At 71.0% G+C, this 12,250-nt stretch carries 12 protein-coding genes; 5 read left to right on the top strand and 7 right to left on the bottom strand.

Features of this window, described 5'->3' with window-relative positions:
- Positions 1 to 50 precede the first annotated feature (50 nt).
- Together ABD299_RS00165 and yczE are read right to left on the bottom strand one after the other, a co-directional pair.
- The gene (locus ABD299_RS00165) at positions 51 to 425 is read right to left on the bottom strand and encodes an RNA polymerase-binding protein RbpA (protein ID WP_344257744.1); all 375 of its coding nucleotides are present in this window, start codon (positions 423 to 425) and stop codon (positions 51 to 53) included.
- Positions 426 to 658: 233 nt separating this feature from the next.
- Positions 659 to 1,390, bottom strand: a complete 732-nt coding sequence (yczE, locus tag ABD299_RS00160; protein WP_344257742.1) for a membrane protein YczE — start codon at positions 1,388 to 1,390, stop codon at positions 659 to 661.
- 95 nt (positions 1,391 to 1,485) lie between these two features.
- Here yczE and yczR point away from each other — a divergent pair, with 95 nt between their 5' ends.
- Positions 1,486 to 3,006 (top strand): MocR-like transcription factor YczR, encoded by a 1,521-nt coding sequence (yczR, locus tag ABD299_RS00155; protein ID WP_344257934.1) that lies wholly within the window; start codon positions 1,486 to 1,488, stop codon positions 3,004 to 3,006.
- Here yczR and ABD299_RS00150 read toward each other — a convergent pair.
- Together ABD299_RS00150 and ABD299_RS00145 are read right to left on the bottom strand one after the other, a co-directional pair.
- Positions 2,994 to 4,469 carry a hypothetical protein gene (locus ABD299_RS00150; RefSeq protein WP_344257741.1) on the bottom strand — a complete coding sequence of 492 codons (1,476 nt, stop codon included), beginning with the start codon at positions 4,467 to 4,469 and terminating at the stop codon, positions 2,994 to 2,996. The two genes, yczR and ABD299_RS00150, sit on opposite strands and share 13 nt — an antisense overlap.
- Positions 4,469 to 4,663 (bottom strand): hypothetical protein, encoded by a 195-nt coding sequence (locus ABD299_RS00145; RefSeq protein ID WP_344257740.1) that lies wholly within the window; start codon positions 4,661 to 4,663, stop codon positions 4,469 to 4,471. Before ABD299_RS00145 ends, ABD299_RS00150 begins: the two co-directional genes overlap by 1 nt.
- Before the next feature lie 201 nt (positions 4,664 to 4,864).
- Here ABD299_RS00145 and ABD299_RS00140 point away from each other — a divergent pair, with 201 nt between their 5' ends.
- The 4 genes from ABD299_RS00140 (at position 4,865) to ABD299_RS00125 (ending at position 8,809) form a co-directional block, all read left to right on the top strand.
- The gene (locus ABD299_RS00140) at positions 4,865 to 6,103 is read left to right on the top strand and encodes a MurT ligase domain-containing protein (RefSeq protein ID WP_344257739.1); all 1,239 of its coding nucleotides are present in this window, start codon (positions 4,865 to 4,867) and stop codon (positions 6,101 to 6,103) included.
- A 16-nt stretch (positions 6,104 to 6,119) separates the two neighbouring features.
- On the top strand, positions 6,120 to 6,845 hold the full coding sequence (locus tag ABD299_RS00135) for a type 1 glutamine amidotransferase (protein WP_344257737.1): 726 nt from the start codon (positions 6,120 to 6,122) through the stop codon (positions 6,843 to 6,845).
- A gap of 87 nt (positions 6,846 to 6,932) precedes the next feature.
- A complete protein-coding gene (locus ABD299_RS00130) occupies positions 6,933 to 7,886 on the top strand; it encodes a cytochrome c oxidase assembly protein (RefSeq protein ID WP_344257736.1) in 954 nt (317 codons plus the stop codon).
- A gap of 107 nt (positions 7,887 to 7,993) precedes the next feature.
- The gene (locus tag ABD299_RS00125; RefSeq protein WP_344257734.1) at positions 7,994 to 8,809 is read left to right on the top strand and encodes an SAM-dependent methyltransferase; all 816 of its coding nucleotides are present in this window, start codon (positions 7,994 to 7,996) and stop codon (positions 8,807 to 8,809) included.
- A 60-nt stretch (positions 8,810 to 8,869) separates the two neighbouring features.
- Here ABD299_RS00125 and ABD299_RS00120 read toward each other — a convergent pair whose 3' ends face one another.
- From ABD299_RS00120 to ABD299_RS00110, 3 genes are all read right to left on the bottom strand, one after another.
- Positions 8,870 to 10,195, bottom strand: a complete 1,326-nt coding sequence (locus ABD299_RS00120; protein WP_425581216.1) for an NAD(P)/FAD-dependent oxidoreductase — start codon at positions 10,193 to 10,195, stop codon at positions 8,870 to 8,872.
- Positions 10,196 to 10,315: 120 nt separating this feature from the next.
- The gene (locus tag ABD299_RS00115; RefSeq protein ID WP_344257730.1) at positions 10,316 to 10,627 is read right to left on the bottom strand and encodes a GPP34 family phosphoprotein; all 312 of its coding nucleotides are present in this window, start codon (positions 10,625 to 10,627) and stop codon (positions 10,316 to 10,318) included.
- Between the two features lie 6 nt (positions 10,628 to 10,633).
- Positions 10,634 to 12,025: an FAD-dependent oxidoreductase gene (locus ABD299_RS00110; RefSeq protein WP_344257729.1), complete on the bottom strand. Its 1,392-nt coding sequence runs from the start codon at positions 12,023 to 12,025 to the stop codon at positions 10,634 to 10,636.
- Positions 12,026 to 12,250 lie beyond the last annotated feature (225 nt).

Genomic DNA, 12,250 nt, shown 5'->3' with positions numbered 1-12,250 from the left:
CGTGAGGCCCGGGCCACCTGGCGGTGGCCCGGGCCTCACGGCCTGACGGATCAGGCCGACTTACGGCTGTCGCGCGGATGCACGGCAATGTTCATGGCGCCCGAACGCAGGACGGCCAGCCGCTCGGCCAGCACTTCCTCGAGCTCCTCGCGGGTGCGCCGCTCCATGAGCATGTCCCAGTGCGTACGCGCGGGCTTGCCCTTCTTCTCCTCCGGCCCCTCGCCGTCCACCAGCAAGGCTTGAGAGCCGCAGACCTTGCACTCCCACTCCGGCGGGACCTCGGCCTCCACCGAGAAGGGCATCTCGAACCGGTGCCCCCTCTGGCATGCGTACTCCACCGCCTGGCGCGGGGCCAGGTCGATGCCGCGGTCCGTCTCGTAGCTGGTCACCACGAGTCGCGTGCCACGTAGAGCTCGCTCACTCATGAATCGTGCCTCCCGGGCTGGTCGCCCACAGGACAGGTGTCGCTGTCGTCATCATCTGGTCAACGTCCGGTCGGCGGTGAAGATTCCCGATGTGGGACATGTGTCGCCCGTCGTGCCGCCCACTGTTGTACCCACCGTCGCCCGGTTTGTCACCTCTGGCAGGAGATGTCACCCTGGGTCCGCACAGCTGGGCGTGCGGTGAACAATTCATCCGGTGGTATCGGACACATACTCTACCGGTCAGCTGCCCCGCAGTCGAAATCCGGCCAGGGGGGCGAAGGGTGAGTACGCGGCCCGGGTCCGTCGTTCTCCGCCCCCGACGCCGGCCCTTCCCCCGCCCGGTGGCTGCCGCCCCGAAGTGGAAGAGAGGCGGGTCCGGACGAGAAGAGCCGCAGGAAGGTCTGTGCCAGCGGGCCGATGGCCACCGCGTACAGCACCGTTCCCGCGCCCACGGTCCCTCCCAGCAGGAAGCCGGCCGCCAGCACCGTGACCTCGATACCCGTGCGCACCAGCCGGACCGAACGGCCCGTCACCCGGTGCAAGCCGGTCATCAGGCCGTCGCGCGGCCCGGGACCGAACCGGGCCCCGATGTAGAGCCCGGTGGCCACGGAGTTGAGCACCACCGCGCCGGCCAGCAGCAGAACCCGTGCCATGAGCCCGTCCGGAGCCGGAAGCACCGCCAGTGCGGCATCCACCGCCAGGCCGACCACGATCACGTTGGACACTGTGCCCAGCCCCGGGCGTTCCCTCAGCGGCACCCATAGGGCAAGCACCCCGGCCCCCACGGCGATCACCATCGTTCCCATGGACAGTCCGGTGCGCTCCGCGAGCCCTTCGTGCAGCACATCCCACGGAGCCAGTCCGAGTCCGGCCCGGACCATCGCGGCGAGGCTCACGCCGTACAGAACCAGCCCGGCGTACAACCGGAGCAGCCGGTGTACAAGACCGTCACGGGGCAGGGACATGGAGCTCTCCTCCGGCGAACTGGACTGACCTGTGACACCCTGTGGCATGCTGGCGGCAAGGAACCATGGCCAATCGGAGAAGGGTGGACCGCGAGATGTCCCAGTGGACGTCGACCGTGGGGGCCAGGCAGCTGGCCCACCTCCTTCAGTCCCAGCGAGTCCAGCCCCCGTCCGGGCCCTCCGCCGCCCGAAGCCGCCGCACTCCCGCCTACCGGTCGCTGGCCGAAGGGGTCCGGCTGCTGGTTCTGGAGGGCCGGCTGCCGGTCGCCGCCCGCCTGCCCGCCGAGCGGGAACTCGCCGCCGCCCTCTCGGTCAGCCGCACCACTGTGGCGGCAGCCTTCGAGGCGCTCCGGGCCGACGGCTTCCTCCAGTCCCGCCGGGGGTCGGGAAGCTGGACCGCCGTGCCGGCCGGCCGCCCCCTGCCCACCCGGGGACTGACGCCGCTTCCTCCCGAGACGGCAGGCACCGTCATCGACCTCGGCCACGCCGCGCTGCCCGCACCGGAGCCCCTGCTCACCCGCTCCTTCCGGGAAGCCCTCAACGCTCTGCCGTCCTCCGCCCACACCCACGGAGACTTTCCCGCCGGCCTGCCCGCCCTGCGGCAGGTCCTCGCCGACCGGTACACCGCCCGCGGCGTTCCCACCATGCCCGAGCAGATCATGGTCACCACCGGCGCCATGGGGGCGGCCGCGGCCATCTGCCGCATGTTCACCCCGCGCGGGGAACGGGTCGCCGTCGAGCACCCCTCCTACGCCAACGTTCTTCAGCTCATGCGCGACGCCGGGGCCCGCCTGGTACCCGTCGCCATGGCCGAAGGCCTCAGCGGCTGGGACCTCGCCGCCTGGCGCCGGGTGCTGCGGGACGCGGCACCGCGCATGGCCTACGTCGTCGCCGACTTCCACAACCCGACCGGCGCACTGGCCGGCGAAAACCAGCGCCGGCAACTCGTCTCCGCGGCCCGCTCGGCGGGAACCGTGCTCGTGGTCGACGAGACCATGGCCGATCTCGCCCTGGACGTCCCGCCGGACCTGCCGCTGCCCGGGCCGGTCTGCGCCCATGACGCCGCCGGCTCCACGGTGGTCACCCTCGGCTCGGTCAGCAAGACCTTCTGGGCAGGCATGCGCATCGGCTGGGTGAGAGCCGCTCCCGAGATCATCCGGCGCCTGGTCGCCGCCCGTGCCTACGCCGACCTCGGCAGCCCCGTGCTGGAACAGCTCGCCGTCACCTGGCTGATGACCGGCGGGGGATGGGAGGAGGCCGTCGCCCTGCGCCGCGAACAGGTCCGCGACCAGCGAGACCGCCTTGTCGCGGCCTTGCGCACCCACCTGCCCGACTGGGAGTTCGAGGTCCCGCACGGCGGCCTGACCCTGTGGGCACGCACCGGCGGGCTCTCCGGATCCCGTGTGGCGGACGCCGCGGAGCAACTCGGGGTGCGCGTGCCCTCGGGGCCCCGGTTCGGAGTGGACGGCGCCTTCGAGGGCTACATCCGTCTGCCCTTCACCGTCAGCGCTCCCGTCGCCGAGGAAGCCGTCACCAGGCTCGCGACCGCCGCCCGGCTCGTCGCCGAAGGAACCGGCACGGCCTCCCTGGACACCCCGAGCAGCTATATCGCCTGAACACTGCCTGCCCCCTCTCCGTCCGGCTCGCCCTCCGGACCTCCGCAGACAGCCGACGGTGGCAGCAGCTCCAGCACCGCCCTGCGCTGCGGATCCCCGGCGGCCCGGTCGTCCGGATCCGGAGCCGCCGGAGTCTGGATCCGCAGCGCTCGCCCACCGCCGACCCGGGCCCAGCCGCGCCCCGCCGGCCACTCCGCTGCGGGGGTGCCTCCTGCCGGCACCCCCAGAATCTCCTGAACCCGGGACGGCGGCGCCGGTCCCAGCACCACACGTGCCCGGGCGCACGTGAGCACGGCGGCCCCCAGGCTCTCCAGCTCGCCGATGTGCTCCGCCAGCACCACCGTCACCCCCGCGGCACGGCCGTAGCGCAGCGGCACCTCCAGCAGTTCCCGCGGAGCGGCCGCGCCCTCCAGCTCCGCCAGGTGGCCCAGCAGCCCCGGCCGGTCCACCACGATCCACAATGCGCGTCCTTCCCGTACCCGCTCCCGGCCGCCGGCCGCACCGGCGTCCAGCAGCCGCCGTTCGGTCTCCCGGGCGGCCCACTCCAGAGCCGCCACCGCGGCACCGGGTGCCGACTCGACCGCTACCACCCCCCGCCGGCCGGCGAAGCACGCGTACTCGCCTGTTCCGCTCCCGTCGATCAGCAGCACCTGGCCCGCCCGAAGGGCCTGCAGCGCCACGCAGCGCAGCAACGAGGTGGCACCCGAGCCGGGCAGCCCGGCCACCAGCAGATGCGGGAACTGGGAGCGGACCCCCGTTCGCCACACGACCGCTGCCGCGTCCACTGCCGAGCCGTCCCCGGTGTCCACCGGCAGGGTGCGGTCCACAGCCCCGGCGTCGGTGAATCCCAGTACCACCTCGCCCGGAGCGGTCACGAACCGCTGCACGCACCAGCCCGTCGGCAACTCCTCGGCGACGGTCACGCACACCTCGTTGCGCTCCTCCTCCCAGCGGAACCGGACCTCGCGTTCTCTGCCGAGCTTGGCCGCCAGCACCTGCTCGACCCGTTCGCGCTGCCCGGAGTCCCCGTCGGCGAAGTAGGCCGGGTAGCGCAGCCGCAGAGCGGTCAGTCGTCCCTCCGCCCCGAACCGGAACTCCGCGATGCACTTCTGACAGTCCTCCCCGTGGGCATGGAGCCGGTCCTCGACAGGCCAGTCGGGCGGGGCGGAGAACACCGCGGCGAGAGCGTCGTGGATGACCCGCAGCCGCTCGCACTCCCGCGCATCGGGTCCCTGCGCGGTCCCTTCCGTCTCCCCGGAATCCGCGCGGCCGGCCCACCATGCCGCAGCGGTGAGTCCCGCCGCGGCGATCAGCACGCCGTAGGGCACCACCCAGGCGGCCACCGCCGCCGCTGCAGCCGCCCCGAGCACTGGCCCCCGCCGGCCCGTGGACTGCGGCCACCACTGCCGGGCGGCCGACATCAGCCGCACCAGGCCTCGCAGCACCACCCGGGCGAGCGGCACTACAGCGAGATCCCGCCCAGCAACTGAGCCAGGCTTGCCCCGCCGGCCTGGATACCCGGAGCGATCGCGGTACCGGCCAGGTAGAACCCGAAGAGGGTGCAGACGGCGGCATGGGACAGCTTCATGCCGTCCTTGCGGAACAGCAGGAACATGATGACCCCGAGCAGCACGACCCCGGAGATGGACAAGACCATGAGGCACTCCTGACACGGCGAATCGGCATGCACGGTAAGTACATCAAAAATGACAAAAAGTATCTATCGTCCGATAGATGTGAACGGGTGATATCGCGTGTGGTTCCCGGCCGGGGAACAGCCGAGCGGCAGCGCGATTCGGGCCCTGATGCGGACATCGATAGGCTGGCCCCCGGTCAAGGGCAAGGAGGAGCAAGGACGATGGCAGAGAGCACGGAGCCGTTGTCGCCGCGGGCCAGGCTGGCCGTGACGGCGGGCAGAGCAGCGGCCGCTGTGTCGCGGGCGGCGGGCCGGGGGAGCGGGTCGGTGATCGGCGGACGGGTGGCCCTCAAGCTCGACCCGGAACTGCTCCGCAGGCTCGCGGGACACCTGGACGTCGTCCTGGTGTCCGCGACCAACGGCAAGACCACGACCACCCGCCTCATCGCCGAGGCATTGCGGGCCGGCGGCGAGGTGGTCTCCAACGCTCTCGGCGCCAACATGCCCGCCGGCATCACCTCCGCCCTGTCCGGCGGCTCTTCCGCCCGGTACGGCGTGATCGAGGTGGACGAGAAGTATCTCGCGGCGGTTGCCCGGGACGTCTCGCCCAAGGCCATCGCTCTGCTGAACCTCTCCCGCGACCAGCTCGACCGCGCCGCCGAGACCCGGATGCTGGCCGAGCGCTGGCGCGAAGGTCTTCAGGGCAGCAAGGCCACCGTCATCGCCAACGCCGACGACCCCCTGGTGGTCTGGGCCGCCTCCTCCTCCACCAGCGTGGTCTGGGTGGCCGCCGGGCAGGAGTGGAAGGACGACGCCTGGTCCTGCCCCGCATGCGGCGGCGTCCTCCAGCGGCCGGACGACACCTGGGCGTGCAGCGAGTGCGGCTTCAGCCGCCCCGAGCCCACCTGGGTCCTCGCGGGCGACAGCGTTCTGGACCCGTACGGGTCGGCCTGGCCCATCCGGCTGCAGCTGCCGGGCCGGGCCAACAAGGCGAATGCCACCACCGCCGCCGCCGTCGCGGCCACCTTCGGTATCTCCCCCCAGGTCGCCCTGGAACGCATGCAGTCCGTCGCCGCGGTCGCCGGCCGCTACGACGTCGTCACCTACCAGGGCCGTGACCTCAGACTGCTGCTCGCGAAGAACCCCGCAGGGTGGCTGGAGACCTTCTCCCTCATCGACCCGCCGCCCACCCCGGTGATCCTCTCGGTCAATGCGCGCAGCGCCGACGGAACCGACACCTCCTGGCTGTGGGACGTGGACTATGCCCGCCTGGCCGGCCACCCGATCTGTGTGGTCGGGGACCGCCGCCTCGACCTCGCGGTGCGCCTGGAAGTCGCCGGCCTGGAGTTCCACGTCTGCGACAGCCTCGCGGAGGCGGTCCGCCTGTGCCCGCCCGGCCGCATCGAGACCATCGCCAATTACACCGCCTTCCAGGACCTGCGCCGCACCGTCGGCAACTGACACGTAAGGACAGAGCATGAGTGAATCCAGCCTGCGTGTGGTGTGGCTCTACCCCGACCTGCTGAGCACCTACGGCGACCAGGGCAACGTGCTGGTGGTGGAGCGCCGTGCCCGCCAGCGAGGGCTCAAGGTCGAGCGGATCGATGTCCGGTCCGACCAGACGATCCCCACCTCCGGCGACATCTACCTGCTGGGCGGCGGAGAGGACCGCCCGCAGCGCCTGGCCGCCGAACGCCTGCGCCGGGACGGCGGACTGGAGCGGGCGACCGGTAATGCCGCGATCATCTTCTCGGTCTGTGCCGGCTACCAGATCCTGGGCCGCGAGTTCATCAACGATCTCGGGGAACGGGAGCCCGGCCTGGGGCTGCTCGATGTCGTGAGCACGCGCGGCGGCGCCGAGCGCTGCGTCGGCGACGTTCTCGCGGACGCCGACCCGGGCCTGGGACTCCCGCAGCTCACCGGCTTCGAGAACCACCAGGGGGTCACCCAGCTGGGACAGGGTGTGCGGCCCCTGGCCCGGATCCGCATGGGCCAGGGCAACGGTACGGGGGACGGCACCGAGGGCGCCTGGCGCGACACCGTCTTCGGCACCTATCTGCACGGGCCCGTCCTGGCCAGGAACCCGCAGATCGCCGACCTGTTGCTGAAACTGGCCCTGGACGTGAACGCCCTCCCCCCGGTGGACGACCGCTGGTACGAGGCCCTGCGAGCCGAGCGCATCGCCGCGGCCACCGCGCCCTGATGCCGCCTTCCGGGGCCCCTGCCCGAGGGCCCCGGACAAAGGCGGCTTATCGTTTCCGGTGAGCGGTACGGATCAGGAGCGTATGCCATGGACCACGGAGAACACGGTACGGCGGATCTGCCGCCCTTCACACTGGGGCGGGGGCTGGAACTGGGCGGTGACCCGCTCTTCGTGATCGGTTGCCTGCTCCTGATCGCCGGCTACCTCTGGGGCGTCGCCCGCCTTCGCCGCCGCGGCGACACCTGGCAGCCGGGTCGGACCGTGTCCTTCGTGCTCGGTGTCCTCACCGTCGCCGCCGTCACCGGTACCGCACTGAACGACTACGGCATGGTCCAGTTCAGTGTGCACATGGTCCAGCACATGGTCATCAGCATGCTCTCCCCGATCCTGCTGCTGCTGGGCGCACCGGTGACGCTGCTGCTGCGGGCTCTGCCGTCGGCCGGCCGGGGGCACCGTGGCCCCCGGGAGATCCTGGTGTCCCTGCTGCACAGCCGGTACATCCGGACGGTCACCAGCCCGCTGTTCACCATCCCCATGTTCATCGCCAGTCTCTACGGGCTGTACTTCACCCCCCTTTTCGACTTCCTCATGGAGAGCAGGGCCGGTCACACCGCGATGATGGTGCACTTCCTCGCCGTGGGACTTGTCTTCTTCTGGCCGATCATGGGAGTCGATCCCGGCCCTCACCGGCCCGGACACCTCATGCGCATGCTGGAACTGTTCGCCACCATGCCGTTTCACGCCTTCTTCGGCATCGCGCTGATGATGGCCTCCGAGCCGCTGATCGCCACCTATGCCCACCCCCCCGCTTCCCTGGGCATCGATGCCCTCGCCGACCAGAACGCGGCGGGGGGCGTGGCGTGGGCATTCAGCGAGATCCCGACGGTGATCGTGCTGCTCGCCCTGGTGATTCAGTGGTACTCCTCCGAGCAGCGCCGGGCGCGGCGCCTGGACCGTGCGGCGGACCGGGACGGCTCGCGGGAACTCGCGGACTACAACGCCTATCTGACCTCCCTGCACAGCCGCTCCCGCGTCCCCTGAGCGGCAGAGGAGCCGGCGCACGGCTCTCCGGCTCCGACCGTAGCGGAGGCAGCGCGGTGCGTGATTGCATGGGCCGGGAATCCGGACAGACGCAGGAGTGAGGCCCAGTGACTGAGGACAAGGCCGTTGACCGCGGGCGGGCATCGAAGATCGACACCACCGTGCCGCATTCGGCCCGGATCTGGAACTACTGGCTCGGCGGCAAGGACAACTACGAGGTCGACCGCCTGGCGGGAGACCAGTACCGCCAGGCCTTCCCGGGCATCGTCGACGGAGCCAGGACTGCCCGGCACTTCCTGACCCGGACCATCCGCTACCTGGCGGCGGAAGAAGGCATCCGGCAGTTCCTCGATGTGGGGACCGGCCTGCCGACGGTCGACAACACTCATGAGGTGGCCCAGCGGGTGGCTCCCGAATCCCGGATCGTCTACGTCGACAACGATCCCCTCGTTCTCATGCACGCCCACGCCCTGCTGACCAGCACCCCGGGGGGAGCAACCGAGTACATCGAGGCGGACCTCCATGATCCCGAGGAGATCGTGGTCACCGCGGCCCGCACCCTCGACCTGTCCCGGCCGGTCGGCCTGATCCTCAGCGGCATCCTCGGTCACGTCGCCGACTACGGGACGGCACGGTCCATCGTGCGGCGGCTGCTGGCCGGCCTTCCGCCCGGCAGTTGTCTGTCTCTCCACGACGCCACGGACACCGACCCCGAATGGGTCGCCGCACAGGAGCAGTACAACCGCAGTGGCGCTGTTCCCTACCACCTGCGCACCCCCGAGCAGATCGCCGGCTTCTTCGAGGGACTGGAACTGGTGGAACCTGGTGTGGTCCCGGTCGCCCAGTGGCGTCCCGAGGTCGTGCTCACCGACCCCTCGCCCGCGGCGAACGCCGGAGTCGGCGGAGTCGGCCGCAAGCGGTGACGGCGTTCCCGGCCCGCACTGCGAGCCCGGGCCGGGAACCCGGAGCCGGAAGGGCTGTTCTCACTCCCGTGAGTGCGAGGGGGTGAGCGGCGCGTACGGGGCCGTGGTGTCCAGCGGGACCGACCCGGACCTGACCAGGCCCAGCTGGACGGCCTGGCGCGGGAGAACGGCGTTCAGCAGCCAGTCGTTGGTGACCCGCGCCCGGTTCCCCGGCAGCGTACTCAGGTGAAGGCCACGTGTGACCAGGTTGGCCACCGGGCCGGACAGCGGTATGTGCAGGGGATTGGCGGCAGCGTGGACACCGCCCAGGTCGATGGCGAAACCGAGGTCATGGTGCCGATAGGCCCGCGGCTTGCCGTGGCCGAGAGCGGCCGCGATGTTGTGTGCCGCCGTCTTCCCCTGCCTGCTGGCATGCTGTGCCGTCATGGGAGTGATCTGCCCCGGCCGCGTGAGATCGGGGACCGCCGCCGCGTCACCGCATGCCAGCACCTCGGGGTGGCCGGGCACCGCGAGGTAGGGATTGACGATCAGCCGGCCGTTGTCCGTCGGCAGTCCCAGATCGTGGACGAGGGGATCGGGCCGCACCCCGACACACCACACCAGCGTGTGCGTATCCACCGTCTCCCCGCTGTCCAGGACAACCGCCCGGGAAGTGGCCTCCTTCACCGCGGTACGGGTGCGGATCTCCACGCCGCGCTGCCGCAGCACACGGTCGCTGGTCCGTGACAGTCGCCGGTCGAGCTCCGGCAGAATCCGCGGAGCGATGTCCACCAGCAGCCAGCGCGGGTCCTCATCATGGTGATCGGTGTGCTGGCGCGCCAGGGAATCGGTGAAGAGCTTGCCGTGAGCGGCCACCTCGGTGCCCGTGTACCCGGCCCCCACCACGACGAAGGTGCGCCGTGCCCTGCGCCGGGCCGGGTCCGGCTCCGTGGAGGCCAGCGCCATCTGCCGCGAGATGTGATCACGAAGATAGAGAGCCTCGGGCATCCCCCGGAAACCTCTGGCGTGCTCGGCGATGCCCGGGATGGGGAGCAGCTTGTTGACGCTCCCGACGCTCAGCACCAGCCGGTCGTACTCCAGCGAGCCCTGCCGGTCCTCCGGGTCGGTGTAGCTGATCCGGCGCTTCTCGAGATCGACCCCGTGCACCTCCCCGAGGACCAGCCGCACCCGGGGCAGCGTTCCGGCCAGCGAGACGGTGACCCGGCGCGGCTCCAGCACACCGGTCGCCACCTCCGGCAGCAGCGGCAGATAAAGGAAATAGTCGTTCGGATTCACCAGGACGATCTCGACATCGTCATGTCGCAGTTTCCTCGACAGCGCGCGGGCGGCGTGATACCCGGCGAAGCCGGCGCCGACGATGACGATCCGATGCGGTCGGTCGCTCACGGTCATACCCCTTCCTCGCGAGAGGCTCGGGTACCCGAGGGCTGAGACGGCTACACGGAACACGCCCGCCCGCTGAGCCCGGACCGCTACCGCCGATGCGGGGGCACAGCCCCGGAGACATCACTGTCCTGCGGTCGTCGTGGCCGCAGTGGTGGCGGCCACCATCACTGCGGTCATCGCCGCCTGAACGGACTCCACCGCCTTGCGCACAGCAGGGGCTGCCCACGCCTGCCGCGAGACAGCCTCCATGCGGTCTGCGACCGCCCTTCGCCGGGCACGCCCGGTGAGCTGCCCGAAGACAAGCTTCTGCAGGCCGGCACCGTGCAGCACGGCGACCAACGCGCAGTCCACGCTCCTTCCCTCTCCCGTCGTCTCCCCGGAGCGAGGATCGAGGGACAGCAGCACTTCCCCGGCCGGGGTCAGATCTTCCATGAGCGGTCACGTGCCACTGCGTGGTCCGGTAAACTGGTTCACCGGACCATGCTGCTCCCTACGGAGCCGTGCCGCTCTCGGCCTCCCGCCACCACGGCGGGTCGGATGGGGAGCCGGGCGGCCTTCCGAACGCACCGCCCGGGCGATACGCGGAGCGAACAGCGAAGTGAGAGGCGACGCCAGGGACAGTGCCGAACGGAACGCGGCACCGACCAGGGGATCCGCGGCCGCACGCCGCTGGACGCGTGCCAGGTACCAGTTCACCGGCCGGTCGACTGCACGGGATGCCGCCGCGTTGCCCGTCGCACCGGGCATCGTTTTGTCCGATCCCGCGGAGATGTCCCAGGCCTGCTGCGAGGAGCGGAACACAGCCCGCTGCACGTGTCTGGTGCCCGGCGTCCGGCGAGAGCCCAGAGCCTCGCGCAGAGCCACCGCGTTGAGAGCGGCGACGGCCATTCCCTGCCCGTAGACGGGGTTGAACGCGCACAGGGCGTCGCCTGTGGCCAAAAACCCCTCGGGCCCCGAACGGTCGTAGCGGCGGCGGATGTTGGCTGTGTTGCGGAAACCGTGCACCGCCGACACGGGTTCTGCCTTCACCAGCCACCGGTGGACCAGAGGATCCGGCAGTCGCCTGGCGAAGTCGGTGAATCCGTCGTGATCGGTGGGAGGCTCGCCGCCGCGCAGACCGGAGAGCGTCACCAGCGTCCGGCCGTCCTCCACGGGGAGCACGACGGCGCCGTGGACCTGGCCGGGGTTGGGGACGATGTAGTATCCGAGGCTGTCGGTGGAATCGTCGGCCTCGGCGCGGTACACGCAACTGGCATAGGCCAGACCCGTGTCCAGCGTCTCCTCGCGAGGCGGCTCCGCCCCGATCGCGGCCAGCCAGCCGGGAGCCTTCGAACTGCGGCCCGAGGCATCCACCACCAAGTCCGCGATCAGGGAACGCAGGCCTTGCGAGGCACCGGAGCCTCGCTCACGCACCACCACCCCGCCGACGCGGGCGGCATCCCCCTCCAGTCCCACGACCTCGGTCCCCTGAGCCGTCTCGACCCGCGGATCGGCCAGCACCCGGCGACGGATCAGCCATTCCGTCAACGGCCTGGAGCCAGTGAGCAGATGAGCCGTGGCCGGGGTCCTCCGGTACCACGCCCCGGCCTGCCACTGCACCAGGTCCCGCGGAACACCGACCCAGGGGGCCCCGGCTTCACGCAACTCACCGACGAGTCCGGGCAACAGCGATTCCAGGGCCTGCTGACCACCCGTCACCAGAACATGGGTGTGACGGCTCTGCGGGACTCCGGGGCGTGGATCCGCGCTCTCCGGCAGCCTGTCGCGCTCGACCACGGTGACGCGGGCGTAGTGGTCGGCGAGAACCCGGGCCGCCAGCAGGCCGGCCATGCTGCCGCCGATGACCACAGCGCGTCGTGGAGAAGCGCCGCTCGAGGGTTCCGCGCCACGCCCACCCAAGGCCTCCGCCGTCCGTTCCGGCACTTCCCCCATGCTCATTCCTCCTGCTCTGCGCGGCAGTTGACGTTCGCCGGCGCTCCAGTATGCAAGTCGGGCCCACCAGCGGAACGGGCAGCCTTCCGGTTCCCGGCTCTCGCCCGGGGGTTCGTCGGCCAC

It is taken from the genome of Streptomyces sodiiphilus (assembly GCF_039529215.1).
In the GTDB taxonomy this organism is placed as follows: domain Bacteria; phylum Actinomycetota; class Actinomycetes; order Streptomycetales; family Streptomycetaceae; genus Streptomyces; species Streptomyces sodiiphilus.
This window is presented reverse-complemented; position numbering and strand designations above follow the sequence as displayed.

Bases quoted from the DNA above. Each gene is read 5' to 3' on its own strand.
- ABD299_RS00165 (WP_344257744.1), bottom strand. From the start codon at position 425: ATGAGTGAGCGAGCTCTACGTGGCACGCGACTCGTGGTGACCAGCTAC.
- yczE (WP_344257742.1), bottom strand. From the start codon at position 1,390: ATGTCCCTGCCCCGTGACGGTCTTGTACACCGGCTGCTCCGGTTGTAC.
- yczR (WP_344257934.1), top strand. From the start codon at position 1,486: ATGTCCCAGTGGACGTCGACCGTGGGGGCCAGGCAGCTGGCCCACCTC.
- ABD299_RS00145 (WP_344257740.1), bottom strand. From the start codon at position 4,663: ATGGTCTTGTCCATCTCCGGGGTCGTGCTGCTCGGGGTCATCATGTTC.
- ABD299_RS00140 (WP_344257739.1), top strand. From the start codon at position 4,865: ATGGCAGAGAGCACGGAGCCGTTGTCGCCGCGGGCCAGGCTGGCCGTG.
- ABD299_RS00135 (WP_344257737.1), top strand. From the start codon at position 6,120: ATGAGTGAATCCAGCCTGCGTGTGGTGTGGCTCTACCCCGACCTGCTG.
- ABD299_RS00130 (WP_344257736.1), top strand. From the start codon at position 6,933: ATGGACCACGGAGAACACGGTACGGCGGATCTGCCGCCCTTCACACTG.
- ABD299_RS00115 (WP_344257730.1), bottom strand. From the start codon at position 10,627: ATGGAAGATCTGACCCCGGCCGGGGAAGTGCTGCTGTCCCTCGATCCT.
- ABD299_RS00110 (WP_344257729.1), bottom strand. From the start codon at position 12,025: ATGGCCGGCCTGCTGGCGGCCCGGGTTCTCGCCGACCACTACGCCCGC.